At 71.0% G+C, this 24,496-nt stretch carries 22 protein-coding genes; 13 read left to right on the forward strand and 9 right to left on the reverse strand.

Annotated elements, in window-relative coordinates; translation table 11 throughout:
* The first annotated feature begins 275 nt into the window (after positions 1-275).
* Positions 276-1,271, forward strand: coding sequence for an NAD-dependent epimerase/dehydratase family protein (locus AC0QU1_RS02120; protein WP_483574009.1), 996 nt, complete (start codon positions 276-278; stop codon positions 1,269-1,271).
* 112 nt (positions 1,272-1,383) lie between these two features.
* On the opposite strand, the gene AC0QU1_RS02125 is transcribed toward AC0QU1_RS02120, so the two are convergent.
* Entirely contained in the window at positions 1,384-2,400 is a 1,017-nt protein-coding gene (locus tag AC0QU1_RS02125) for a LacI family DNA-binding transcriptional regulator (RefSeq protein WP_483574010.1), read from the reverse strand.
* Positions 2,401-2,584: 184 nt separating this feature from the next.
* Between AC0QU1_RS02125 and AC0QU1_RS02130 the strand changes: the two genes are divergently transcribed.
* The 7 genes from AC0QU1_RS02130 to AC0QU1_RS02160 all read left to right on the forward strand — a co-directional run bounded on the left by AC0QU1_RS02130 (position 2,585) and on the right by AC0QU1_RS02160 (position 11,708).
* Positions 2,585-3,508, forward strand: a complete 924-nt coding sequence (locus tag AC0QU1_RS02130; RefSeq protein WP_483574011.1) for an ABC transporter permease — start codon at positions 2,585-2,587, stop codon at positions 3,506-3,508.
* Positions 3,502-4,446, forward strand: a complete 945-nt coding sequence (locus tag AC0QU1_RS02135; RefSeq protein ID WP_483574012.1) for a carbohydrate ABC transporter permease — start codon at positions 3,502-3,504, stop codon at positions 4,444-4,446. The genes AC0QU1_RS02130 and AC0QU1_RS02135 overlap by 7 nt, the downstream gene beginning before the upstream one ends.
* 67 nt (positions 4,447-4,513) lie before the next feature.
* Positions 4,514-6,157: an ABC transporter substrate-binding protein gene (locus AC0QU1_RS02140; RefSeq protein WP_483574013.1), complete on the forward strand. Its 1,644-nt coding sequence runs from the start codon at positions 4,514-4,516 to the stop codon at positions 6,155-6,157.
* A gap of 80 nt (positions 6,158-6,237) precedes the next feature.
* Positions 6,238-7,797: a GH39 family glycosyl hydrolase gene (locus AC0QU1_RS02145; RefSeq protein WP_483574014.1), complete on the forward strand. Its 1,560-nt coding sequence runs from the start codon at positions 6,238-6,240 to the stop codon at positions 7,795-7,797.
* Positions 7,794-10,007 carry a beta-galactosidase gene (locus tag AC0QU1_RS02150; RefSeq protein ID WP_483574015.1) on the forward strand — a complete coding sequence of 738 codons (2,214 nt, stop codon included), beginning with the start codon at positions 7,794-7,796 and terminating at the stop codon, positions 10,005-10,007. Before AC0QU1_RS02145 ends, AC0QU1_RS02150 begins: the two co-directional genes overlap by 4 nt.
* Positions 10,004-10,711: a DUF624 domain-containing protein gene (locus AC0QU1_RS02155; RefSeq protein WP_483574016.1), complete on the forward strand. Its 708-nt coding sequence runs from the start codon at positions 10,004-10,006 to the stop codon at positions 10,709-10,711. Before AC0QU1_RS02150 ends, AC0QU1_RS02155 begins: the two co-directional genes overlap by 4 nt.
* Before the next feature lie 76 nt (positions 10,712-10,787).
* The gene (locus AC0QU1_RS02160) at positions 10,788-11,708 is read left to right on the forward strand and encodes a hypothetical protein (protein WP_483574017.1); all 921 of its coding nucleotides are present in this window, start codon (positions 10,788-10,790) and stop codon (positions 11,706-11,708) included.
* 68 nt (positions 11,709-11,776) lie between these two features.
* Here AC0QU1_RS02160 and AC0QU1_RS02165 read toward each other — a convergent pair whose 3' ends face one another.
* The 4 genes from AC0QU1_RS02165 to AC0QU1_RS02180 all read right to left on the reverse strand — a co-directional run bounded on the left by AC0QU1_RS02165 (position 11,777) and on the right by AC0QU1_RS02180 (position 15,267).
* Positions 11,777-12,496, reverse strand: coding sequence for an SDR family NAD(P)-dependent oxidoreductase (locus AC0QU1_RS02165; protein ID WP_483574018.1), 720 nt, complete (start codon positions 12,494-12,496; stop codon positions 11,777-11,779).
* A gap of 274 nt (positions 12,497-12,770) precedes the next feature.
* On the reverse strand, positions 12,771-13,646 hold the full coding sequence (locus AC0QU1_RS02170) for a cupin domain-containing protein (protein WP_483574019.1): 876 nt from the start codon (positions 13,644-13,646) through the stop codon (positions 12,771-12,773).
* A gap of 22 nt (positions 13,647-13,668) precedes the next feature.
* Positions 13,669-14,580, reverse strand: coding sequence for an MBL fold metallo-hydrolase (locus AC0QU1_RS02175; RefSeq protein WP_483574020.1), 912 nt, complete (start codon positions 14,578-14,580; stop codon positions 13,669-13,671).
* 84 nt (positions 14,581-14,664) lie between these two features.
* On the reverse strand, positions 14,665-15,267 hold the full coding sequence (locus AC0QU1_RS02180) for a TetR/AcrR family transcriptional regulator (protein WP_483574021.1): 603 nt from the start codon (positions 15,265-15,267) through the stop codon (positions 14,665-14,667).
* 187 nt (positions 15,268-15,454) lie between these two features.
* Here AC0QU1_RS02180 and AC0QU1_RS02185 point away from each other — a divergent pair, with 187 nt between their 5' ends.
* On the forward strand, positions 15,455-16,150 hold the full coding sequence (locus AC0QU1_RS02185) for an NADPH-dependent F420 reductase (protein WP_483574022.1): 696 nt from the start codon (positions 15,455-15,457) through the stop codon (positions 16,148-16,150).
* A 71-nt stretch (positions 16,151-16,221) separates the two neighbouring features.
* The gene (locus AC0QU1_RS02190; protein ID WP_483574023.1) at positions 16,222-16,707 is read left to right on the forward strand and encodes an ester cyclase; all 486 of its coding nucleotides are present in this window, start codon (positions 16,222-16,224) and stop codon (positions 16,705-16,707) included.
* An 85-nt stretch (positions 16,708-16,792) separates the two neighbouring features.
* On the opposite strand, the gene AC0QU1_RS02195 is transcribed toward AC0QU1_RS02190, so the two are convergent.
* Positions 16,793-17,569, reverse strand: coding sequence for an NAD(P)H-dependent oxidoreductase (locus tag AC0QU1_RS02195; RefSeq protein WP_483574024.1), 777 nt, complete (start codon positions 17,567-17,569; stop codon positions 16,793-16,795).
* Positions 17,570-17,639: 70 nt separating this feature from the next.
* Between AC0QU1_RS02195 and AC0QU1_RS02200 the strand changes: the two genes are divergently transcribed.
* Positions 17,640-18,626, forward strand: a complete 987-nt coding sequence (locus tag AC0QU1_RS02200) for a GlxA family transcriptional regulator (RefSeq protein WP_483574025.1) — start codon at positions 17,640-17,642, stop codon at positions 18,624-18,626.
* Here AC0QU1_RS02200 and AC0QU1_RS02205 read toward each other — a convergent pair.
* Positions 18,582-18,923, reverse strand: a complete 342-nt coding sequence (locus tag AC0QU1_RS02205) for a MerR family transcriptional regulator (protein WP_483576615.1) — start codon at positions 18,921-18,923, stop codon at positions 18,582-18,584. The genes AC0QU1_RS02200 and AC0QU1_RS02205 overlap by 45 nt on opposite strands.
* Between AC0QU1_RS02205 and AC0QU1_RS02210 the strand changes: the two genes are divergently transcribed.
* Positions 18,905-19,519 carry a serine hydrolase gene (locus tag AC0QU1_RS02210; RefSeq protein ID WP_483574026.1) on the forward strand — a complete coding sequence of 205 codons (615 nt, stop codon included), beginning with the start codon at positions 18,905-18,907 and terminating at the stop codon, positions 19,517-19,519. The genes AC0QU1_RS02205 and AC0QU1_RS02210 overlap by 19 nt on opposite strands.
* 40 nt (positions 19,520-19,559) lie before the next feature.
* Entirely contained in the window at positions 19,560-20,066 is a 507-nt protein-coding gene (locus tag AC0QU1_RS02215) for a pyridoxamine 5'-phosphate oxidase family protein (RefSeq protein WP_483574027.1), read from the forward strand.
* A gap of 93 nt (positions 20,067-20,159) precedes the next feature.
* Here the strand turns inward: AC0QU1_RS02215 and AC0QU1_RS02220 are convergent, their stop codons facing one another.
* Both AC0QU1_RS02220 and AC0QU1_RS02225 read right to left on the reverse strand, forming a co-directional pair.
* On the reverse strand, positions 20,160-22,262 hold the full coding sequence (locus AC0QU1_RS02220) for an acyltransferase family protein (RefSeq protein WP_483574028.1): 2,103 nt from the start codon (positions 22,260-22,262) through the stop codon (positions 20,160-20,162).
* A 118-nt stretch (positions 22,263-22,380) separates the two neighbouring features.
* Positions 22,381-24,462 carry an alpha-glucuronidase gene (locus tag AC0QU1_RS02225; RefSeq protein WP_483574029.1) on the reverse strand — a complete coding sequence of 694 codons (2,082 nt, stop codon included), beginning with the start codon at positions 24,460-24,462 and terminating at the stop codon, positions 22,381-22,383.
* Positions 24,463-24,496 lie beyond the last annotated feature (34 nt).

Below are 24,496 nucleotides of genomic sequence, written 5' to 3' on the forward strand. Positions count from 1 at the left end.
GAAACTCGTCGGCGCGGGCGTTCGAGGACCCACAAGTTGCGGCTCGGCGCAGGAACAGGTGACCAACCTTCGGTTCGGCACCGCCACCGGCGGTCAACCTTCGGTTCGGCACCGCCACCGGCGGTCAACCTTCGGTTCGGCGCAGTCACCAACGATCAGCCTTAGGTTGGGCGCAACCACCGACGATTAACCCGCGGTCCGGCTCCAAGGATGCCCGGGCGAACTTGTGGCCCGACGTCCAGCCGGGAGCCGACTGACCTGCAAGGATTGGCGGCATGTCGTCCAAGAGCATTCTGTTCGTCGGTGGAAGCGGAATCATCAGCCACGCCTCGGTGGCGCGGGCCGCGCGGCTCGGGCACCGGGTGACGGTCCTCAACCGAGGCAGATCCTCGACCCGCCCCGTCCCGGCGGACGTCGAGACGCTCGTCGCCGACGCGAACGACGCCGACGCCGTCGCCGCTGCCCTGGGCGGCCGGGAGTTCGACGTCGTGGCCCAGTTCCGGGCGTTCGGCCCGGAGCACGTGGCGCGCGACGTCGCGCAGTTCGCCGGGCGGACGGGGCAGTACGTGTTCATCTCGTCGGCCTCGGCGTACCAGACGCCGCCCGCGCGGCTGCCCGTCCGGGAGTCGACGCCGCTGCGCAACCCGTTCTGGCAGTACTCGCGCGACAAGATCGCGTGCGAGGACCTGCTGGTCCGCGAATACCGGGAGAACGGGTTCCCGATGACCATCGTGCGGCCGTCGCACACGTACGACCGCACGCTGCTGCCGACGTCGGGCGGCTGGACCGACGTGGCCCGCCTGCGCGCGGGCAAGCCGGTCGTCGTGCACGGCGACGGCACCTCGCTGTGGACGCTGACGCACACCGAGGACTTCGCCGTGGGATTCGTCGGGCTGCTCGGCCACCCGCTCGCCGTGGGCGAGGCCTTCCACATCACCGGCACGCACGCGCCGACCTGGGACCAGATCTACATGTGGCTGGCCGAGGCCGCCGGCGTGCGCAGCCCCGACCTGGTGCACGTGGCGTCCGAGACGATCGCCCGCGTGCTGCCCGACGTCGGCCCGGGCCTGGTGGGTGACAAGGCGCACTCGATGGTCTTCGACAGCTCCAAGGTGCGCACGCTGGTGCCCGAGTTCGGCACCACCATCACGTACGACGTCGGCGCCGAGGAGCAGATGTCCTGGTTCGACGCCCACCCGGAGGCGCAGGTGGTGGACGCCGGGCTGGACGCGGCGTTCGACCGGCTCGTGGCGCACGCCCGCTCGGTCTGAGCCGCATCGGGTTCGGCGGCGCACCGCCGAGCCCGGCCGCCGGTCACTGCACCGTCGAGCCTGGCCACTGGCCGCCACAGCGGCGCCGCCGGTCACCGCACCGTCGAGCCGGTCACCGCAGCGGCGCCGTCGAGTCCCGTACCACCAGCTCGGTCGCGAGGTTGAGCCGGCGCACCTTCGGGGCCCGGCCGCGCGCGATGTCGAGCAGGATCTGGGTGGCGGCCGCTCCCATCTCGGCGAGCGGCTGCCGCACGGTCGTGAGGGGTGGGCCCACCCAGGACGCCAGCGGCAGGTCGTCGTAGCCCACCACCGACACGTCCTCCGGCACGCGCAGGCCGAGCTGGTGCGCGGCCCGGAGCAGGCCGAGGGCCTGCATGTCGGAGCCGGCGAACACCGCCGTCGGCCGGTCGGGCAGGGTCAGCAGGTCCAGGCCCTGGTCGAAGCCCGCCTCGACGTAAAAGTTGCCCTCGCGCACCAGCGCAGGGTCGACGGCGGCGCCCACCTCCTCGTGCGCCGACCGGAACCCGTCCACGCGCGCGCGGCTGCACAGCATGTTCCACGGCCCGGTGATCATCGCGATGCGGCGGTGCCCCAGGGCGAGCAGGTGCCGCGTGGCCTGCAGCCCGCCGTTCCAGTTGTCTGAGCCCACCGAGGCGACGTCGGCGGGCGGCTCGCCGTCGGTGTCGATCACCACGTACGGGATGCTGCGCCGGTCGAGCTGCTGGTGCTGCGCCTCCGACAGGTTCGCGGCCACCAGCAGCACGCCTAGCGGCGGCCGCGCGATGGTGGTGTCGAGCCACCTGGCGGGCGGCCGGTGCTCGCCGCCCAGCTCGGACAGGATCACGCTGGTGCGCGACTCGGCGGCCGCCGCCTCGACGCCGCGGATGATCTCCATGGACCAGCCGGAGCCCAGGCGGTGGAAGACGAGGTCGATCAGGCCGGTGCCCGGCGGTGCCGTCGCGAGCCTGCGCCGTCGGTACTGGTGCTTCTCGAGGGCCGCCTCGACCCGGTCGCGCGTGGCGGGCGCGACGTCGGCCCGGCCGTTGAGCACCTTGGACACGGTCGGTACCGACACGCCGAGCTCGCTCGCGATCGACGCGATGGTGGGGACCGGGCGCACGTCGCTCATACCGTCCGCCTTTCGCTCGTCGTGTCGGAACTTTCGAACCGAAGGTACACCGTAGCGAGATCGTGACCCACCAGGTGATGGGACCGCCTTGACGATCAGATGTCACCCACCCTACTGTCCCAGACGACAAGCACTGTCGGCACGGACGCCGATAGTTTCGAAAACGTTCCACAACGAGGTGGGGATGGCCACAGAGCTGCGCGGCAAAGAGACGTGGGGCCTGGCCCTGCGCAAGCACTGGCGCCTGTACACCCTCGCGATCCTGCCGGTCCTGTGGTTCCTGGTGTTCCGCTACCTGCCCATGGCCGGCAACATCATCGCCTTCCGCCGGTTCGTGCCGGGCGGCTCGATCTTCGGCGAGGAGTGGGTCGGGTTCTACTACATCGAGCGGTTCATCCAGGACCAGGCGTTCTGGCAGGCGTTCCAGAACACGGTGATCATCGGCGCGCTGACGCTGGTGATCGTGTTCCCGCTGCCGATCATCCTGGCCCTGCTGCTCAACGAGCTCCGGTCGCGGCTGTTCAAGCGGTTCGTGCAGACGGTCAGCTACCTGCCGCACTTCATGTCCATCGTGATCGTCGCCGGCTTCGTGTTCGAGCTGACGGCCCTCGACGGCACGGTGAACCGGCTCGTCGAGCTGTTCGGCGGCGACCCGATCTCGTTCATGCAGCGGGCGGACTGGTTCCGCACCATCTACGTGTCGTCGGAGATCTGGCAGACCGTGGGCTGGGGCACGATCCTGTACCTCGCCGCGCTGACCACCATCGACGCGCAGCTCTACGAGGCCGCCCGGATCGACGGCGCCAACCGCTGGCAGCAGACGTGGCACGTCACGCTGCCCGGCATCCGGCCCACGATGATGGTGCTGCTCATCCTGAACATCGGCCAGTTCATGCAGGTGGGCTTCGAGAAGATCTTCCTGCTGTACAACACCCTGACGCAGCCGACGGCGGACGTGATCTCCACGTACATCTACCGCGTCGGCCTCACCTCGGGGCAGCTCAGCTACGCGACGGCGATCGGCCTGTTCGAGGCCGTGATCGGCCTGGTCCTCGTCTTCTCCGCCAACGCGATCTCGCGCCGAGTCACCGGGAGCTCCCTGTGGTGAACACCGTCCCGACCGTCGAGCCCGTCGGCAGCACCGTCCCCGACCTGTCCCGGCCCCGCCCGGAGACCACCACCGTCAAGGACACGCCCGGCTACACGGTGTTCCGATGGGTCAACGCCACGATCCTGGTGCTGGTGGCCGCCGTCACGCTGTACCCGTTCCTCAACCTGGCGGCGCGGGCGTTCAGCTCGGAGGCCGCGATCCGCAGCGGCGACGTCACGGTCTGGCCCATCGGCTTCAACACCACCACGCTCATGTCGGTGCTGGAGCAGGACCTGTTCTGGCGCAACTACCTGAACACGGTGGTCTACACCGTGGTGGGCACCGCCATCGCGATGGCGCTGACCACGACCTTCGCCTACGTGCTGTCGAAGAAGTACCTGAAGGGCCGCATGCTGCTGATCGGCTTCGCGGTCTTCACCATGTTCTTCACCGGCGGCCTCATCCCGAACTACATCCTGGTCAGCGAGCTCGGCTTCAAGAACACCATCTGGGCCATCGTCGTCCCGCAGGCGATCAACGTCTTCAACCTGCTGGTCATGAAGTCGTTCTTCGAGAACTTCCCGACGGAGCTCGAGGAGGCCGCCGCCATCGACGGCCTCACCACCTACGGCATCTTCTTCCGCGTCGTCCTGCCGCTCAGCAAGGCGGTGCTCGCCACGATGGTGCTGTTCTACGCGGTCTGGTTCTGGAACTCGTGGTTCCCCGCGTTCCTGTACATGGACGATCCGGAGCTGTACCCGGTGACCGTGTTCCTGCGGAACATCATCGCCGGCGCCACCGGCACGGGCGAGGGGCTGAGCGACATCGCCGTCCAGATCGGCGCCAACGTCAAGGCCGTGACCATGCTGCTCACCGCCCTGCCCATCGTGTGCCTCTACCCGTTCGTGCAGAGGTACTTCGTGTCCGGCGTGATGCTCGGCTCCGTCAAGGGCTGAGGCGCACCGGACACCCCTCGACCCCATCCGCCGTCGAACGACGACGTTCATCCCCCGGAGGAGAACCATGAGGATCACCCGTAGAAAGGCCGTCGCGGCGACCGTCGTCGCCGCGCTCGGACTCGCGCTCACCGCGTGCTCGTCCGGCGGCGACGACGGCGAGACCGTCGACGTCGCCGACCAGACGACCGGCGCCATGGAGGACTACGGCGTCGGCACCACCTTCAAGGCGACCGAGCCGCTCGAATTCGGGCTCATGTACCGCGACCACCCGAACTACCCGCTCAAGAACGACTGGTCGATCCTGAAGCGCCTGGAGGAGGAGCACAACGTCACCTTCGACATCCAGTCGGTGCCGCTGGCCGACTGGGAGCAGAAGCGGTCGCTCCTGATCAGCTCGGGCGACGCGGCCGACCTCATCCCGTCCACCTACGCGGCCGACGTCGAGACGCTCACCTCGGGCGGCGCCCTGCTGCCGGTCTCTGACTACCTCGACTACCTGCCGAACTTCCAGGACAAGGTCGAGAAGTGGGGGCTGCAGGAGGACCTGGACCGGCTGCGCCAGGCGGACGGCAAGTTCTACGTGCTGCCGGGCCTGCACGAGAACCCGAAGCCCGGCTACTCCATCGCCATCCGCGAGGACTGGTGGGAGGACGCCGGCCTGGAGGACCCCAAGACCTGGGACGAGTTCGCCGACCAGCTCGAGGTCATCAAGGAGGAGCACCCCGAGCTGGACTACCCGTACACCGAGCGCTGGTCCATCAACGGGCCGATGGAGGCCACCCTCCAGGCCGCCGCGGGCAACTTCGGTACCGAGGCCGGCTGGGGCTACGGTGACGGCGTGACCTGGAACGGCTCGGAGTACGAGTACACGGGCGCGTCCGAGGGCTACCGCGAGCTCATCACCTACTTCGCCGACCTGGTGGAGCGCGGCCTGCTCGACCCGGAGGGGCTCACCCAGGAGGACGACCCGGCCAAGGCGAAGTTCACCACCAGCAAGGTGGCCGCCATCGGGTCGAACGACCAGGAGGCCGTCGTGTACCGCACCGGCTTCGAGGAGGCCGGCAACGACGAGGCCAGGGTGAAGCACATAGTGGTCCCCGCCGGCCCGGCGGGCAACATCATGGACGCCACGACGGGCGGCCAGTTCGAGTCCGGCATCGCCATCTCGTCGAGCGCCGCCGAGCGGGACGACTTCGTGGCGATGCTGCAGTTCGTCGACTGGCTCTACTACTCCGACGAGGGCCTGGAGTTCGCCAAGTGGGGCGTCGAGGGCGAGACCTACACCAAGGACGCCGACGGCACCCGCAAGCTGGCCGACGACGTCGACTGGGGCGGCCTCAACCCGGGCGCCTCGAAGTTCCTGAACACCGACTACGGCTACTACAACGGCGTCTGGACGCTGGCCCACGGCTCGACGGCCGACCTGGTCAAGTCCACGCTCACGCCCGAGGTGCAGGAGTTCCTCGACGAGATGAACCAGAAGGACGTCGCGGAGAACGGCCCGGGCATCGCCATGGACCAGATGCAGCGCGAGGAGGCCTCGCTGGTGCAGACCAACCTGCAGGACCTCGTCATGACCGCGACGTCCCAGTTCATCCTGGGCGACCGGCCGCTCGACGAGTGGGACGCGTACGTCGCAGAGCTCGAGGCGGCGGGCATGTCCACCTACGTCGACACCGTGAACGACGCAGCGGGCGTCACCGAGTAACCATCGGTCGAGTGCGGGATTGTCGCTCTCCGCGTACCCGGAGGGCGACAATCCCGCGCCCGACGAGGCAGAGGAGTGTTGTGGACCGGGTCTTTGTTCCAGGTGCGGGCAGCGGGGTGCTCGGGGACGCGTGGCGGACGTGCGTGGGCACGGGGCGGTTCAGCCTCGCGCTGCGGCGCGACTACCAGGACTCCCTGGCCCTGGCACAGCGGGAGATCGGCTTCCGGTACATCCGGGGGCACGGCCTGCTGCATGACGACGTCGCCGTCCACCGCCCGTACGACGCCGGGGGACACCGGGGTACCGTCTACGTGTTCACCTACATGGACCAGGTGGTCGACGCCTACCTGGACCTGGGGATCAAGCCGTTCCTCGAGCTCGGGTTCATGCCGAAGGGGCTCGCCTCCGGGGACCAGACCGTGTTCTGGTGGCTCGGCAACGTGACCCCGCCGCGCGACCACGCCGAGTGGGCGGACCTGGTGCGCGCCCTGCTGCGGCACCTCATCGACCGGTACGGCCTCGCCGAGGTGCGGACCTGGCCCGTCGAGGTGTGGAACGAGCCCAACCTCACGGTGTTCTGGAAGGACGCGGACCAGGAGGCCTACTTCCGCCTCTACGAGGCGTCCGCGCGGGCGGTCAAGGAGGTCGACGCCGAGCTCCAGGTGGGCGGACCGGCCATCTCCCCTGGCGCGGACGACTGGTGGGAGCCCTTCGCCGAGTTCGTCGCCGCGCGCGACCTGCCCGCCGACTTCGTCTCCGTGCACGCCTACAGCTCAGGTCCCGCTCAGCACGTGCCGTTCGGCACCTACCAGGCGATGCACCGCCCGCAGTACCTGCTCGACCAGTTCGCGGCGCCCCGCAAGCTCCTCGCCGGGACGGCGCTCGCGGACCGGCCGCTGCACATCACGGAGTTCAACACGAGCTACCGGCCCGACAACCCCGTGCACGACACCGCGTACAACGCCGCCTACCTCGCCCCGGTCCTCGCGGCCGGCGGCCAGCACGCCGACTCGTTCTCCTACTGGACGTTCAGCGACGTCTTCGAGGAGGAGGGCGTGCCGGCATCGTTCTTCCACGGCGGGTTCGGCATGCTGGCCCACCGGCAGGTGCGCAAGCCGACGTTCCACCTGTACACGTTCCTGGCGCGGATGGGGCAGGAGGTGCTCGCCCGCGGCGCCGACCACCTGGTCACCCGCCATCCCGCGACGGGGCAGGTCACCGTGCTCGCCTGGCAGCCGGTGGGCGGAACGGAGGACCCGGCCGAGCCTGACCGGCACGAGCTGCGGCTCAGCCTTCCCGTGCTGCCGGGCACCGGGGCGGTGCGAACTTCCGGCCCGTCGCGGGTGTTCGGCATGCGGTACGACGTCGACGAGACCGCGGGGAACGCCTGGGCGGCATGGCGGGAGATGGGGCGGCCCGCCTCGCCGTCGGGCAGACAGGTCGATGCGCTGCACGAGGCGAGCGAGCCCGCCCGGCGCGCGTTCTCGCTCCCCGTCGTCCCGACGGCGGACGGCGGGCGGGTGGAGCTCGACCTGACGATCGGGCGGCACGGCGTGACGCTGGTGACCCTCGACCCGGTGCGCGACGAGACTCCCGCGTGGCTCGACGATGCGCGGATCCTGGGGCGGGGCGACGCGTGACCGATCCCAAGATCCGGTACGGCGGCGACTACAACCCCGAGCAGTGGCCGCGGGACGTCTGGGAGCAGGACTACGCGGCGTTCGACCTGGCCTCGATCGACACGCTCACGCTCAACGTCTTCTCCTGGGCCACGCTGCAGCCCGACGAGGGCACGTACGACTTCGCGCTGCTCGACGAGATCGTGGCGCGCGCGGTCGCGGGCGGCCGGGACATCGTGCTGGCGACGTCGACGGGCGCGCTGCCGCCGTGGCTTGCGCACCGGCATCCGGAGGTGGAGCGCACCGACTTCCAGGGCAGGCGGCACGGGTACGGGCAGCGGCACAACGCGTGCCCGAGCTCGCCCGTCTACCGGCGGCTGTCGGCGGAGCTGGCGGGGCGGATCGCCGAGCGCTACGCCGGCACGCCCGGCCTGGTCGCGTGGCACGTGGGCAACGAGTACGGCGGGTTCGACGGCGGCTGCTGGTGCGATCTGTGCGCGGCGGGCTTCCGGGACTGGCTGCGCGAGCGGTACGGCACGCTGGACCGGCTCAACGAGGCGTGGAACGCGACGTTCTGGTCGCACACGTTCACCGACTGGGCGCAGATCGTGCCGCCCAACATGCTCAGCGAGCACTGGCGCGGGCCGGACCACACCGCGTTCCAGGGCATCACGCTCGACTACCGGCGGTTCATGTCGGACGCGATGCTGCGCAACTACCGCGACGAGAAGGCGCGCATCCGCGAGCACGACGCGACCACGCCCGTGACGACCAACTTCATGGGCTTGTTCCGGCCCATCGACTACCACCGCTGGGCCGCCGACCTGGACTTCGCGTCCTGGGACAACTACCCGCCCGGCCCGCGCGAGCACGCCCGCATGGCGCTCGCCCACGACCTGATGCGCGGCCTCAAGGACGGCGCACCGTTCTGGGTCATGGAGCAGACGCCGACCATCACCGCCTCCCGGGACGTGAACCCGGTGAAGCGGCCGGGTGTGCTGCGGCTGTGGTCCTGGCAGGCGGTCGCACACGGGGCCGACGCCGTCCTGTACTTCCAGATGCGGCAGTCCCGGGGCGCCTCGGAGAAGTACCACGGCGCCGTGCTCGACCACGCCGGGCGGACGGACACGCGCTCGTTCCGCGAGGTCGCGGCGCTGGGCGCGGAGCTGGCCGGGCTCGGGGACGCGGTGCTCGGCGCCCGGACCCCCGCCCGGGTCGCGCTCCTGTTCGACTGGGACTCCTGGTGGGCCGCCGAGATGACGGACGGCCTCAACCGGCACGCCCGGTACGTGGACACCGTGCTGACGTACTACCGCGCGCTGTGGCAGGCGGGCGTCCAGGTCGACGTCGTGCCCGTGACGGCGGACCTGGCTCGGCACGACGTCGTCGTGGCGCCGATGCTGCACGTCCCCAAGGGTGCTGTGGCCGACCGTCTCAAGGCCGTGGCGGAGCGTGGCGGGTCGGTGCTCGCGTCGTTCTGGTCGGGGCGCGTGGACGAGGACGCCAACGCGTACCTCATGGACGCCCCCGGGCCCTTGGCGCCGCTGTTCGGTGTCCGGGTCGAGGAGACGGACTCGGCCGAGCCGGGGGTCGTCAATCCCGTGACGCTCCGGCTGCCGGACGGCGGGGCCTCGGACGGCGCGGAGCCGGCGGCCGGGCTGGTCTCCGCGGCGGAGCTCGTGTTCGAGGTCCTGGTGCCGGAGGGCGCCGAGGTGGTCGGCACCTACGGCGCCGAGTTCTACGCGGGCACGCCCGCGGTGACGCGTCACCGGCCGCAGGGGTCCGACGGCGAGGCCTGGTACGTCGCGACCGGCCTGGACGACACCGGGGTGGACTGGGTGGTGCGCCGCGTGCTCGACCGGCACGGGCTCGTCGGTCCTTACGCCGACGCGCACGACGTCGAGCTTGCCGTGCGGTCCAAGGACGGCGTGCGGTTCGCGTTCCTGCTGTCGCACGCGACCGAGCCGGTGGAGGTCACGGCGCACGCCTCCGGCGTCGACCTGCTGACCGGCCGGACCGTGCACCGGGGCGAGGTGCTCCGGCTGGACCCGACCGATGTGATCCTGCTCCGGGAGGACGCGGTGGACGAGGGTGCGGTGGACGAGGGCGCTCCGGCGGCGGGCGTTCTGGCGGCGGGCGCACTGGGGGCGGGTCGCCCAGCGCCGGGTGCCTCGGCAGCAGATGCCTCGGCAGGCGCCTCGGCAACGAACGGACCAGGAGGCCCGGCGTGAGCTCCGGCGAGCGCGGCCAGGACGGCGGCGTGCGGCGCGAGTTCGGGGACGGCGTCCTCGGCCGCGCGACCGCCGTCGTCTACTGGTACCTGATCGTCGAGGTGCTGCTGGTGGTCGCCGTCCTGCCGGGGGCCGTGGCGTCGCTCCTGCTGGAGCGGACGCCGGGCAACGCCCCGCTGTTCGCGCTGTGCCTGCTGCCGGTGGGGCCGGCGGTGTCGGCGGGGCTGTTCGCGCTTCGGGACCGGACCAAGGCGGAGGGACTCGCCCCGGCGTCGTCGTTCTGGCGCGGGTACCGGCTGAACTGGGCCGACGCCCTGAAGGTGTGGGTGCCCGGGCTCGTCGCGGGCGTCGTCATCCTGCTCGGGCTGGCGAACGTGGGTGCGGGCGGCGTGCCCGGCTGGTACGCGGGGGTGCTGGTCGTCGTGGCGGGCGGCGTCGCCCTGTGGATGGTGAATGCGCTGGTCATCGTGTCGTTCTTCGGGTTCAGGACCCGGGACGCCGCGCGGCTCGCCGCGCACTACCTGGGCGCGCGGCCGCTCGTCACCCTCGGCACGCTCTCGCTGCTGGTGCTCGGTGCCGGGGTGGTGGCGCTGACCACGGAGGCGGTGTTTGGCCTGCTCGCGGTGGTGTGGCTCGCCCTGGTGCTGCGCAACGTGCAGCCCGTGCTGGCCGACGTCGAGGAGCGGTTCACCGCCGCGGACTGACCGCCGCATGCCCTCGTGTTGACGATATGGCGGGGCAACATTGTCCGTTCTGGGCATCTTGCGCCAAGGTGTGCGCATGGCTATCAAGCAGGGGGACCCGGTTCTACTGACCTACCGCTATCTACGGGTGGCGATCGTTGCGGTGGTGCTGGTGCTGTTCGTGTCGCTGACCATGCAGATCGTCGCCGACCACGGGCGGCTGGACTCGGGCGAGGAGTGGTGGCACGCCTCGATCAGCGCCTACTTCTACTCGCCGGTGCAGAGCATCTTCGTCGGCGCGCTGGTGGGCATCGGCACGTGCCTCATCGCGATCAAGGGCCGGCGCGGCGCCGAGGAGGTGCTGCTCAACTTCGCGGGCATGTTCGCGGTGGTCGTGGCACTGGTGCCGACGCCGCTCGACGCCGCGATGTGTACCGACGAGCCGTACTGCCTGGACGTGCCGGAGCGGGTCGACAACAACATCGGGACGCTGCTCCTGGTCGGCGGCCTCGTGCTGCTGCTCTCGACCTGGCCGCGGCGGCGCGACCTGGGCCGGCGCGAGGGCTGGGACCTGTGGCTCACCTGGCTGACGTGGGCGGCGACCGGCGTCTGGCTGCTGGTGTGGCCGGGCAGCTTCCTCGCGGTGGCGCACTATGCGGCGGCCGTCCTGCTGTTCGCCTGCCTGGTCGCCGTCGCCTGGATCAACGGCTCGGACCTTGCCGTCGCCGCCCAGGCGCTGGAGCGGCTGCGCGGCATGTCGGCGGCCGCGTACCGGGTCTGGTACCGGTGGATCGCCGTCGCGATGGCGGTGGTGATGGTGGTGGGTCTGGCGACCATGGCCCTGCTCGACCGGTTCGCCCCGGAGTTCTTTCCGCAGACGCTGTTCGTGGTCGAGACCGTGATGATGCTGATCTTCGCGCTCTTCTGGGTGCTGCAGACCATCCAGTTCTGGGACGTCGGCCTGCCGGCGCGCGCCCGCGTCGCGGAGCGCAAGGTCCCGGGGGACACGCCGGTGTAGGAATCCGGCCGATGCCGGCCCGGCACGAGACCTTCGTGCCGGGCCGGTCCGCGCTCCGGCGCCAGGAATCAGGCGCCCATGGCAGGCATCCCGCCACCCACGGACAGCACCGCGCCATTGACATAGCCCGCGGCGGGGGTGGCGAGGAACGCGATGACGTCGGCGACCTCCTCGGGCTCGGCGATGCGCCGAAGTGCCACGGACTCGGCAGAGGCCTCGAACCCCGCACCGAACGCGGCAGTGCCCTCGGTGCGGGTGGGGCCAGGGGCGACGACGTTGAACCGGACCCCGGACGGCCCGTACTCCGTCGCCCAGATCCGGGTCAGGGATTCCAGGGCCGCCTTCGACGCCCCGTAGATGCCGTTCCCCTGGCCGGGCACCGTCGCGGAGCCGCTGCTGACGTTGACGACGGCGCCGGCACCGCGCGCCGCCATCCGCGGCGCGAGCTCCTGGACCAGCAGGAACGGCGCGCGCAGATTGACGTCGATGTGTACCGAGAAGGTGTCGTCGTCGACGTCGGAGGTCGGGGAGAACCGGAAGATCCCCGCGTTGTTGACGAGGACGTCGACCTCGCCGGACTCCTCGGCGAGGCGCCGCACCTCGACGGGGTCGGCCAGATCAGCGGTGACGAAGCGCGCATCGCCCCCGCGGGCCGCGATGCGCGCGACGGTATCGGCTGCGCGGTCCGGGGAGCGGCCGTGCACGACGACGGCGGCGCCGAGGTCGGCGAGGGCCAGGGCGGTGGCCCGTCCGATGCCCGCGGTGGCGCCGGTGACCAGAGCGGTCATGCCGGAAAGGCCGGTGTGCACAGGTGTCCTCCATGAGCTGCTGCCCGCACGGGTTGCGGGCCTCGCTCAGCCTGCGACTTCATGTCGACATGAAGTCAATTCCTGCCGGCGCCCGGTGCCGTCACGCCCCTGACCCCCGGGGGGCGTCGGTGAGCGTGGCATCAGCCGGACCAGCACTCGCATCGTGGGCTCAGTCCGGGCTTCGGAAGACGCCCGGGGACGAAGGTGCAGGTCCGACTTCGAGCTCACTGTTGAGAGGGGACCACTGCCAGTATCAGGAGTTCGGATTCGATCTCTCCTGCTGGCGGTCGGCACGGTGCTGCTGCCGGTAGCGGCCGGCTGAGATCCCGTACTCGCGTTTGAATGCGTCGGCGAAGGCATACGCGGAGCCGTAGCCGCTGCGCTGCGCGACGGCGGACAGCGGGACGTCGGTCGTCTGGAGCAGGCGGGCCGCCATGGTGAGCCGCCACCACGTCAGATAGGTGAGCGGCGGCTGCCCCACCAGGGCGGTGAACCTGCGGGCGAAGGCGGCACGGGACAGGCCCGCGTGCGCGCCCAGCGACTCCACGGTCCAGGGGTCGGCGGGGCGTTCGTGCATGGCACGGAGTGATCGCGCGACGTGCTCGTCGTCCAGGGCGGCGCACCAGCCGGTTGCCCGCAGCCCCGCGCGTTCGATCAGGCAGGCCCGGACCAGGTGCACGAGGAGCACTTCGAGCAGCGCCGGCAGCACCAGGTCCCTGCCCTGCATCTGTTCGCCCAGTTCGCTGAGCAACAGGTCGATCGACGCCTGGAGACCCGGGTAGCGATCCGCCCGCGCGGGAAGACTCACCAGATCGGGGAGGTCCTGGAACAGCGGGTGTGGGCGGGCCCGCTCGAGCCGGTAGGCGCCGGACAAGAACTGGGCAGTGCCGTCGGTGCCGTTCACGAGCGTGTGCGCGGTCCCGTGCGGGAGCAGCACGGCGTCGCCCGGCTGCACGGTGACGGCCGTCCCGTCCGGTGTTGTTACCCGGATACACCCTGTCGTGCCCACGTAGAACCGGGCGCCCTCGAAGGTCTGCACCTCCTTCTCCCACGACGGGTCCGCCACGTCCAGTGACAGGCAGGGGCGCCCCACGCGCATGCTGCCGATCGCGTCGCTGAGCACGTCCATGGCCGAATCTTCCCTGACTGCGTCAGGCGTCCGAGAACGGCGCCCATCGCTTGATCGAGACGGCCCCGTTCGATCGCACGACTTCGGCGGCACCCGCTCCGCCCAGGTGCGCCGGCACGACCAGGCTGTTCGTCGCGGCTGCCCGCTCCAGGACGCGACGCCGGGACCGGGTGGCCTCGGTCTGGTCCTCGCTCAGGCAGGTGTCGTGATCGGGTTCGATCATCTGCAGCGGGGTATGGACGAGGTCGCCGACGAACACTGCTCGTTCGGTGCCGGACTCCAGCCGCAGCACCGCCGAGCCGGGCGTGTGACCGGGGGCCAGCTCCAGAACCAGGTCCTCGTCGATGCGGTGGCTCTCGCCCTCCCACAGCACCGCCTGACCGGCCTGATGGACGGGCAGGACGCTGTCGTCGAACGTGACCCCGGTGTTCGAGGCGGACTGGAACGGAGACCTCGGGACGTGGCCGTTGACGGGGTTCCAGAAGTCGAAGTCGGCCCGGCTGATCAGATATCGCGCATTGGGGAACGTCGGCACCCACTCGCCGTCGACCAGCCGGGTGTTCCACCCCACGTGGTCGTTGTGCAGGTGGGTGTTGACGACGAGATCCACGTCCTCCCGCCGCACCCCGGCCGCCGCCAGCCGGTCGAGGAAATCGCCGCCGCGTCCGTTGAACACCTCGACCTCGCGTTGCTTGTCATTGCCGAGACCGGTATCCACCAGAATGGTGCGGCCCGCGCTGCGCAGCACCCAGGTCTGCACGTTTGCCTGCCACGCACCGGTCGTGGAGTCCAGAAAGTCGGGCGCCAGCCAGGACTCGTGCTGGCGCCACAGCTCGCCGGGCACGGACGGGAACAGGACATCGGTGGTGGCGAAAGGACCCTGCCACTCGACCACCCGCGAGAGCTCGACATCACCGAGAACGATCTTCTTCACCCCGTCACCGTAGGAACGGATGGTGAGACGCGAAATGCTCCGACGTCTCGCTTTGTTAAGGCAGCGTCTCGCGTAAGTCCCCGGTTACCGCTTCGTCGTGGAGCCGGCGGACCCGGCCAGGCCGTCCATGGCCACGGTGAATACGCGTTCGCGTTGCGCGTCGTCAGTGAAGCTCGTGCCTGCGATGCCGTTGATCAGGTGGCGGACGTCCTCGAAGCTCACGTCGCCCCGGGCACGGCCCGCCTCCTGGGCGTTGGCCAGCAGGGGTTCACCGGCCTGGTGGATGCGCTCGATGCAGGCGGCCAGCAACGGCGAGTCGAAGTTGAGCGCTTCGTAGATCGCCTTCTTGGTAGCCGCATACTCGACGAAGCGGCGCAGCCAGATGGCCAGCGCATCCCACGGGTCGTGGTCGGTCAGGCCCTCGGCGACCTGAGCGAGCGCCTCGACCTCCTCCACGTAGACGGCTTCGAGCAGAGCCTGCCGGTTCGGGAAGTTCCGGTAGAGCGTGCCGATGCCGACGCCCGCACGCCGCGCGACCTCCTCGAGCGAGGCATTGATGCCGTCCCGGGCGAACACCTCGCGTGCGGCGGCGAGAAGTGCATCCGTCTTCTGTCGACTGCTGGCGCGCTGTGGACGACGGGCGGAAGCCGGGGCAGGGACGCTCGCCGTGGGCTTGGTGGTGGCCATCAAGGATCCTCTCGTTCGGGTGCTCACGCGCCGCCGGCTCGGCGCATCGGTGGCATCACATTGCACACGGAGGCACCCCTCCGCTACGGTGGAGGCACCCCTCCGCGGAGGGGTGCCTCCACAGGATTCCACTATAGCGAGGAAGGGCACGCCGAACGGTGCCCCGACGATCAGAGAGAGCACACGGATGAACGATCCAGGAACACGTGACACACAGCCGGCCACTGTCGGGGTCATCGGGGCCGGACGAGTCGGCGGGACCATCGCCCGGCTGGCCGCGGCGGCCGGCTACCCGGTGGTGATCGGCAACTCACGAGGTCCCGAGTCCTTGGCCGGCCTGGTCGCCGAGCTCGGCCAGAACGTCAGGGCCTCCAGCGTCGCAGGCGTGGCCGACGCCGGCGATCTGGTCGTCGTGTCGATCCCGGTGCGGGCCTACCGGACGCTCCCGGCCGGGCCGCTCGCCGGAAAGACGATCGTCGACGCCCTGAACTACGACCCCCGGCTGCACGGCAACGTTCCCGAGCTGGACGCCGCACCGGTCACCACCAGCGAGCTCGTGCAGGAACACCTGCCGGCCTCGAGCGTGGTGAAGGCGCTCAACAACATCTTCTTCCAGGCGCTCGGCGCGCTGCCCCGTCCGGCCGGGGCGGCCGACCGCACGACGCTGCCGATCGCCGGCGACGACGCGGCGGCCAAGACACGCGTCTCCGCATTCCTGGACGCCGTCGGCTACGACGCCCTGGACGCCGGTCCGCTTGCGGAGGGCTGGCGCTGGCAGCCGGGCACGCCCGGGCACCACGTCTACGCCGGCAACACGGTGCACGAAGCCGTTCCCGGCGACGCGGCGAAGGTGCGTGCAGCACTGGACGCTGCGACCCGCTGAGCGGCACGCCGCCACCCCAAAGCTGCAGTCGGAGTCCGCGCACGCCGACCTGCCACCGAAAGGAATCCACCATGAGTGAGACGACCAGGAACGAGACCGCGATGAGCGAGACCACGCTGAACCAGACCGCAATGCACGACGGGCCCCGCGTCTACGGCGCCCTCGACGACGAACGACGCCTCGTCGAGAACCTCTACCGGGCGATCGGGGGTGAGTCCGACCTCCTGGACGACGTGCTCGCGCCCGACTGGGAAGACATCCCCAGCATCCCCGGTCAGCCGACAGGGCCGGCGGGCATGAAGCCGCACGTCGAGGAGTTCCAGCGCAGCTTCGAGAACGGCCGGGTCATCGTGCACGAGATCATCGGAGCCCCCGGGCGTGTCGCCGTCCGGGGCGAGCTCACCGGTATCCACCGCGGCGAGTTCCTCGGCGTCGCCCCCACCGGCAAGCCGGCCTCGATCACCATCCACGAGTTCCACCAGATCGAGAACGGGCGCATCGTCCGCAGCTGGCACCTGGAGGACCTCCACGGCTGGATGCAGCGCGCGAGGGCTTGAAAACTAGGTCCTGACGAGCGCGGCCGGACCCTCGCGGACAAGTGGTGGGGGTCCGGCCAGCACTCCGGCCGTGGCGATGAACCGCTCAGCGACCCTCGTCCGGAAGGCGGTGCACGCCGAGACCCGAGACCGTGGGAGCGACCTCGTCCCGAAGCACGAAGTGGTCGTAGTCCCCACCGGCCTGCGTCCGGTACGGAATCGGTTCGGTCGTCGCGATCGTCCGAAGGCGTTCCCGGAGCTGTTCGGCGGCGAGAGCAGACTCCTCCGCCGTCCACCGGTCCACGCCGAACGTCAGGAACGGCGGCAGCACCTCGGCGCCGGCGTAGAACAGCACGCCGTGCTGCAGCGGGAAGAGCAGGTCGTCCACCGAGCCGTGGATCCCACGTTCGCCGTACATGAAGGTCGGACCGCCCAGGGTGGCGACCACCATCGCGCGCTTTCCTGCCAGGAAGCCATCGCCATAGCCGACCCACTCGCCGTTGGGGCCGGGGTTCCCGTAGGCGTAGCCCTGATGCCACACGCGGTCGAACCAGCCCTTGAGGATCGCCGGCATGCCGAACCACCAGAGTGGAAACTGCAGGATGACCGCATCGGCCGCGTCCAGCTTCCGCTGCTCGGCCCGGATGTCGTCAGCCACGGTGCCGGCGAGGTGCGCCGCCTTCGCGGCAGCGGCCACCTGGAGTCGTGCTGTGACGTCGTGACCGTAGCTCCGGCCGTCGACGACGGGGTTCCAGCCCATTGCGTACAGGTCCGACGTCGTCACGGCGTGGTTCGCATCGCGAAGGTACTGCTGCCCCTGTTCGGCAAGAAAGCCGTTGAGCGAGCGAGCTTCGGGATGCGCGGAGACCCAGAGGATGTTCATGCCACAACTCTGTGTGGCCCCTCCCCGACGCGATAGTGGCCGGGAGGACATCATCCACTAAAATCGGGCCATGCCTGTCGTGCGGGAAACGGCCGTTCACCGCGTGGTCGTCCTCGTTCGACCGCGGGTGCTGTCGTTCGAGCTGAGCCTGGTACACCGTCTCTTCGGACAGGCGCGCTCCAGCGGCGGCGAGAAGCTGTACGAGGTGGTCACGTGCACGACCGCGCCGGGGCCGGTGACGACGGACTCCGACTTCACCGTGGACGTCGGCGATGGCCTGGACCTGCTTGCCTCGGCGGACACGGTCGTCGTGCCCGGGGCACAGACCGACTTCGGCGCAGAGGCGCCCTTCGCGGAGCCGGAGGTGCTCGAGGCGATCGCTCGGTGCCATCCTGCAACGCGGGTGGTGTCCATCTGCTCGGGCGCGTTCGTCCTCGCAGCGGCCGGCCTGCTCGACGGCAGGCGTGCGACGACGCACTGGCGGTCCGCCGACCGCTTCCGCGAGCTCTTCCCCGGCGTGCTGCTGGACGCCGACGCGCTGTACACCGAGGACCATGGGGTGCTCACGTCCGCCGGCGCAGCGGCCGGCATCGATCTCTGCCTCCACATCATCCGCAGCGACCATGGGGCCGCAGTCGCGAACGACGTGGCCCGCGGGACGGTCGTCCCGCCGCACCGCTCGGGTGGTCAGGCGCAGTACATCACTCGTCCCATGCCCACCACCGGCGTCTCGTCCACGAGTCGCGCCCGAGAGTGGGCACTGGCGAACCTGCACCAACCGATCACGCTGCGAGAGCTCGCGGCTCAGGAGTCGACCAGTGTCCGCACGTTCACCCGACGTTTCCGTGAAGAGACCGGCGCCTCGCCGGGCGAGTGGATCGCTCGGCAACGCCTGGAGAGAGCCTGCTCCTTGTTGGAGCGCACAAGTCTCTTGATCGACGAGGTCGCGTCCTCCGCGGGCTTTGGCAGCGCCGCCTCGCTGCGCGTGCACTTCCAAGCAGCGCTCGGCGTCTCACCATCGGCCTACCGCGCCACGTTCCGCGGACGGTCCGCATGAGCGACGTGGCCGCCGCTCGGATCTTGTCCCGGGTTCGGCGAAGCGGCTGACTCCTGGGCGGAGAGTTCTTCGGCCAGTTGCATGCAGCGCAGGCGGGCCGGAGAGAGGTCGAAGGGCATCTTTCCGATGGCTCCGAACGCACTCATGCTCTTCTGCTCCTTGCCAGAGTGTTGGCCGACCTCGTTCTCGGAGCAGACCGATCTCGTGGTAGTGACGGATCGCCCGCGGTGTGACGCCGACGAAGGCCGCCGCGTCACCGATCTTGACCCGGCGAGACCGTGCGCCGGGCCACCGGATGGTCGCTGTCGTGGTGGCTCCGGACGGCCGTCACGCGGCCGCTCGACGTCGAGGGTGACGTGCACTTCGGCGTCGCCCCGGAGTTGTTGGGCCGGGTGGCGAGGCAGGTGCCCGGGTCCGTACCGCCGTCGGCCCCTGAGCCGGGCTCGCCCGCCGACCGGGCGCTGCCGCCCGGGATCCGGCCGGACGCCACCTTCGCCAACCGGCGGGACGTGCTCACGAGCGACATACCTTCCGAGGGCACGATGACGGCCCGAGGGGCGGCCCGGGTGTTCGCGGGCCTGCTCGGGCAGGGGGCCGTCGCTCTCGTGTCGCCGGCACGCCTGGCGGAGCTGGCTCGGCCCGCGTTCGAGGGGCCGGACGAGGTGATGGGCATGCGGTCGTCGTGGGCGTTCGGGTTCGCCCCGCTGCGCCCGAGCGGGGTCACCTTCCGCCCGGGATCGGCCTTCGGCATGCTGGGTGCCAACGGCTCAGGCGTCTGGGCCGACGTCGACTCCGGGGTCGCCGTTGCGGTCCTCCGCAACCGGTTCACCCCGGACTGGACGGCGGTCGGTGCGATCGACGGGCTCGTCGCGGAGCTCTTTCCGGCCGAATGAGTCGCGGAGCCCGTTCCAACCGAACAAGAGGAGCAGAAGCATGGACGACCCTGTGACCACCCTCGACGCGCGGTTCAGCGACGCCGGCGTGCAGCCGACCGCCTGGGAGGAGACCCGAGGGGTGCTGGAGAACGCCCAGCTCACCTGGCTGACCACCGTGCGGGCGGACGGACGCCCGCACGTCACGCCGCTGGTCGCCGTCTGGCTGGAAGGGGCGCTGCACTTCACCACCGGCCCGGAGGAGCAGAAGGCCGTCAACCTGGCCGCCAACCCGAACGTCGTGCTGACCACCGGCGACAGCACCTGGAACAAGGGGCTCGACGTCATGGTCGAGGGCCCGGCCCGGCGCGTCACGGACCAGGCGACGCTGGAGCGGCTCGCCGCCGCGTGGCGCACCAAGTGGGACGGCCAGTGGCAGTTCGAGGTGGGCGACGGCGCCTTCCGCAACGACATCGGCGGCGTCGCCCTCGTGTTCGCCGTGCAGCCGGCCAAGGTGCTGGCCTTCGGCAAGGGCACGTTCAGCCACACCCGGTACACGCCGCGCTAGCCGCCCGGCAACCCGGCCCGGCCCGCCGCACCCGCGTCGCACTACCCGCGGCGCCACCGCCGACGGCGCCGCCCACGCCGCGCTAGCCACCGCTCAGTACAGCCACGGCGCCGCCCGCCGCACCGCCTTCGCGAGCGCCGGTGTGAGCGTGCGCAGGTAGGTGGCCGTGAGGTGCGAGCCGTCCCGGTAGACCATCACGTTCCCGATCACGGGCGGGCACAACGTCGGCTCGCAGATCACGTCCGACAGGTCCACGTGCCCCGCCGTCGTGGGCATGCCGGGGAAGCTCTCCACCGGGTTGCCCGCCACGAACACGTCCGACCGGTCCAGCGCGCAGCGTGCCGAGTCGCGCCCGTTCCCCTGCACGCAGTTCGGCGGGCTCCAGGCGAACCGCGGGTTGTCGCGGATCGTGACCACGGGGATCCCGGCGGCGTCGAGCTGCCGCCAGGCCGCCACCTCGGTGGGGATGACCACCTCTGGCTTGTCCTCGTAGGTGTGCGTGCCGGTCACGAACACGGCGTCCGGGCGCAGGGCGACGGCGTCGGCCAGGAGGTTCGCGCTCCAGCGCTCGCAGTCGTCGGTCGGCGTGGGCACGTACTTCACGCGGCACTGCCCCTTGCCGGCGAGCAGTACCCGCCAGCCGTTCTTCGCCGCCACCCGGTTGATGGCCGGCGCCCACTGGTAGGTGTGCGAACCGCCGGCGACGAGCACCGTCCGGGTCGGCTCGTCCGGGTTGAAGAGGGTGCACATGCGCACCTGGTCGAGACCGGGGCCGTCGCCGTGCTCCTGGATGCAGTCCTCGTCGTGGTCCACCCGCGTGTAGTCGGTCTTCGCGAGCTCTGGATCGGGCCGCACGGGTGCGCTGCCTACCACCGGGCGGGTCGTGATGGACGGCGCGGGCACCGGACCGCGCCGCTGCTGTGCGGCCAGCGCCTCCGCCCCCGTGTACTCGACGCCGAGGTGCTGCAGCGCCTCGAGCTGGGCCGCCTCCCGCTCCTCGACCCGGATGCTGGCCGCGACCGTCGGCACCACGACGAGCGCCGTCGCGACGCCTGCCGCCACCAGCGCGGCGGCGGCCCGCGGCCGGGTCAGGGTGCGCGGCACCGCCAGACCGACCGGACGCGCGACCACCTGCCGGGTGACCCAGGCCAGGACCAGGGAGACGGCCAGCACCAGGGTCGCGCCGCGCCAGCCCACGGCCGGGAAGTCGCGGACGGCCAGGTAGAAGACGAGCACGGGCCAGTGCCACAGGTACAGCTCGTAGGAGATGTTCGCGACGAACCGGAGCGGCGCGAGGTCGAGCAGGCGGCGCGGCCCCCACGACGCCGTTGCACCCGCGCCGGCGAGCACGAGCAGCGCGCCGAGCACGGGCCAGAGGGTCCAGACGCCGGGGAAGAGCGCCCCGCCGTCGAGCAGGAAGCCCGAGGAGACGATGAGGCCGAGGCCCACCCACGCGCCGAGCGTGCGCAGGGCGACCGCGCCGCGCAGCGGGACGAGCGCGAGCAGCGCGCCCGCGCCCAGCTCCCAGAACCGGGCGCCGGTGTGGAAGTAGGCCATCGGCTGCAGCACGTCGGTGAGGTACAGCGCGTAGCCGAACGAGGCGGCGGACGCCACGGTGACGAGCGCCAGGATCCGCCGTCGGACCCGGGTGCGCGCCCGTCGGCCCAGCCAGGCCACGACGAGCACCACGAGCGGCCAGGCCAGCAGGAACTGCCCCTGCACGGACAGCGACCAGAAGTGCTGGAGCGGGCTGGCCGCCGGGCCGGCCGCGCCGTAGGCGAGCTCGTTCCCGATCAGGTCCCAGTTCTCCACGTAGGCGGCGGACGCGACCACCTGCCGCCACACGTCGAGCCAGCGCCCGGTGGGCAGCAGCGTCCACGCGGCGAGGGCGACGGCCCCCAGCACCACGAGGGCCGACGGCGCGAGGCGCGCCGCGTTCCGCGCGTACACCTCGCCGAGCCGGAGGCTGCCCGACTCGGCCCTGCGCACGAGCGAGCCGGTGACGAGGAACCCGGAGATCACGAGAAAGACGTCGACGCCCCCGGAGACGCGGCCTCCGCCGAAGAGGTGGAACAGCACCACGAGCAGGAGCGCGAGGCCGCGCAGGCCGTGCACCTCGTGGAGGTGCGGACGGGCCGACGGCGGAGCGGGCGGGGCGGGGGGCGCCGGCGGGGCGGCCAGGACAGCGGCAGGCATGGGGACCACCAGGTGTGTCGGAACGCTCTGACACTCCTGGGACGCCGCCCCGGGTCGAATCGTTGGAGTAGCTCACCGGAGATCACCCGCTCTGGAGGAGATCGCCGGTACGGGTGGCCTAGTAGATCGTGCGCCCCTGCTCGTCCGGGATGCCCGACTTCCGGAGGAAGTAGGTGTTCACCTGGTCGCGCCACTCGGTGGCGCTGCGGAGCTGCTCGGCGAGCCGCTCCGAGATCCGCTCGGAGAGCCGGGGATCCACGAGCGTCGAGACCGCCGACCACGCCTCGATCATCTTCTCCACCCGGGACACGCCCTCGAAGTGGGTGTCGTAGATGTGCTGGATCACGGTCTTGCCGCTGTGCAGCACGTGCGTGTAGGGCACGTGGTGGAAGAACAGCAGCAGCTCGTCGGGGCACGTCGACGGCAGCTCGTAGGTGAGCGACCACGGCGCCGGGTACTGGCCCGCGTAACCCGTGCCGGTCCTGACCGTACGGTCCACGCCGATGCCGTCCCGGTCCGCGAAGTGGTACGTGCCCCACGGGGTGTACTCGTAGCCGTCGACGTCGGGTCCGTAGTGGTGCCCTGGACGCACCATGAAGCCCACGCCGAGCGGCGCCGTGTACTGCTCGTAGGTCTCCCACGACCGGTCGAGCACCGCGTGCACGGCCTGTCCGACGGCGGCCGGCGCACCCGGGAAGGTGAGGGCCACCCACTCGTCGAGCAGCGCGGCGGGGTCGAGCGTGGGATCCCAGCACAGCCGCCCGTACGCGTAGAGGTTGGCCTGGGCGAGCGGGTGCCCGGTCCAGAACTCGTCGTCGCCGACGTTGGAGACGGCGGCGAAGCCGCCGGCCGGCTTGCGCCACGTGCCGGTGCCTGGGTCCTCGACGGCCTTGCCGCGGCCGGTGGCGAGGTCGGCGACGGTGGGCGAGCCGCCGTCCACGCCGTCGGACTCCCAGAAGCGGAAGCGGAGGAGCTGGCTCCACTGCGGCCCGAGGTAGACGGCGTGCTGCTGCTGGCCGGTGTACTCCTGGGTGACCTGGAGCTCGAGGGCGACCCGGGTCTGCGGCATGGCCGCAAGGACCGGGGAGAGCGGCTCACGCACCTGGAAGTCGAGCGGGCCGTACTTGACCTGCACGATCACGTTGTCCGAGAACGCGCCGTCCAGCGGGTGGAAGTGGTCGTACGCGGCGCGGGCGCGGTCGGTCGACCGGTCGCGCCAGTCCTGCCGGTGGTTGTAGACGAACGCCCGCCAGTGGATCAGGCCCTCGTACGGCTCGACGGCCGCCGCGAGCATGTTCGCGCCGTCGGCGTGGGTGCGGCCGTAGGCGAACGGGCCGGGCTGGCCCTCGGAGTCCGCCTTGACCACGAACCCGCCGAAGTCCGGGATGGCGTCCCACACCCGCGCGGCCGCGCGGACCCACCAGTGTGCGACGTCCTGGTCGAGCGGGTCGGCGGTGCCGAGCCCGCCGAGCGTGATCGGCGCGGCGAACGACACCGACAGGTGCACCCGGATCCCCCACCGCCGGAAGACGGCGGCGATGCGGACGACGTCGCCCAGGTCGTCGGTCAGCAGGTGCGCCTCGCGCTCGTGCACGTTGACGTTGTTGATCGCCACGCGGTTGATCCCGACCGCGGCCAGCAGCCGGGCGTACCGCTCGACGCGCGACAGGTCGGCGTGCACGAAACCGTTGTCGTAGAAGATCGATCCGCCGGAGTATCCGCGCTCCACCTGGCCCATGATCGGGTGCACGTCCACGTTGTCCCAGTGGTCCAGCATCCGCAGGTCTGCGGCGGGGGTGTACGTCTCGTCGATGTCGGGCCCCGCGAAGGCGGCCTCGCCCAGGCGCACCACGTGGAACAGCCCGTACAGCAGCCCCACGTCGCTCAGCGCCTGCACGACGACGGCGCCCGCCTCGCGCGTGAACCGGAAGCTCTCGTCGGCGGCGCCGGTCCCGTCGAGCGAGACCTCGATGGAGCTGACCGGCGACGACGCGGCCAGCGTCAGCACCAGGTCGGCGTCCGCCACGCCGTCGCCCACCTCGAGGCGGGAGAACGCCCCGCCGAACCGGGCCGTCGCCGCCGCCACCTCCTCGGCGACGGTGCCCGTGAGCACGCCGTCGCCGGCCACCACTACCCGGCGGCTGCCGATCGCGGCGAACGCGTCGTCGGGCAGCCAGGCCGCGTGGGGTACTTCAGTCATGGACCGTCCCGTCCGTCTTGCGGTTGATGGGCAG

It is taken from the genome of Promicromonospora noduliphila, from assembly GCF_056951025.1.

Coding starts and splice junctions, on each gene's coding strand:
- AC0QU1_RS02120 (WP_483574009.1), top strand. CDS start 276: ATGTCGTCCAAGAGCATTCTGTTCGTCGGTGGAAGCGGAATCATCAGC.
- AC0QU1_RS02125 (WP_483574010.1), bottom strand. CDS start 2,400: ATGAGCGACGTGCGCCCGGTCCCCACCATCGCGTCGATCGCGAGCGAG.
- AC0QU1_RS02130 (WP_483574011.1), top strand. CDS start 2,585: ATGGCCACAGAGCTGCGCGGCAAAGAGACGTGGGGCCTGGCCCTGCGC.
- AC0QU1_RS02140 (WP_483574013.1), top strand. CDS start 4,514: ATGAGGATCACCCGTAGAAAGGCCGTCGCGGCGACCGTCGTCGCCGCG.
- AC0QU1_RS02160 (WP_483574017.1), top strand. CDS start 10,788: ATGGCTATCAAGCAGGGGGACCCGGTTCTACTGACCTACCGCTATCTA.
- AC0QU1_RS02165 (WP_483574018.1), bottom strand. CDS start 12,496: ATGACCGCTCTGGTCACCGGCGCCACCGCGGGCATCGGACGGGCCACC.
- AC0QU1_RS02170 (WP_483574019.1), bottom strand. CDS start 13,646: ATGGACGTGCTCAGCGACGCGATCGGCAGCATGCGCGTGGGGCGCCCC.
- AC0QU1_RS02180 (WP_483574021.1), bottom strand. CDS start 15,267: ATGGCCACCACCAAGCCCACGGCGAGCGTCCCTGCCCCGGCTTCCGCC.
- AC0QU1_RS02185 (WP_483574022.1), top strand. CDS start 15,455: ATGAACGATCCAGGAACACGTGACACACAGCCGGCCACTGTCGGGGTC.
- AC0QU1_RS02190 (WP_483574023.1), top strand. CDS start 16,222: ATGAGTGAGACGACCAGGAACGAGACCGCGATGAGCGAGACCACGCTG.
- AC0QU1_RS02195 (WP_483574024.1), bottom strand. CDS start 17,569: ATGAACATCCTCTGGGTCTCCGCGCATCCCGAAGCTCGCTCGCTCAAC.
- AC0QU1_RS02200 (WP_483574025.1), top strand. CDS start 17,640: ATGCCTGTCGTGCGGGAAACGGCCGTTCACCGCGTGGTCGTCCTCGTT.
- AC0QU1_RS02215 (WP_483574027.1), top strand. CDS start 19,560: ATGGACGACCCTGTGACCACCCTCGACGCGCGGTTCAGCGACGCCGGC.
- AC0QU1_RS02220 (WP_483574028.1), bottom strand. CDS start 22,262: ATGCCTGCCGCTGTCCTGGCCGCCCCGCCGGCGCCCCCCGCCCCGCCC.
- AC0QU1_RS02225 (WP_483574029.1), bottom strand. CDS start 24,462: ATGACTGAAGTACCCCACGCGGCCTGGCTGCCCGACGACGCGTTCGCC.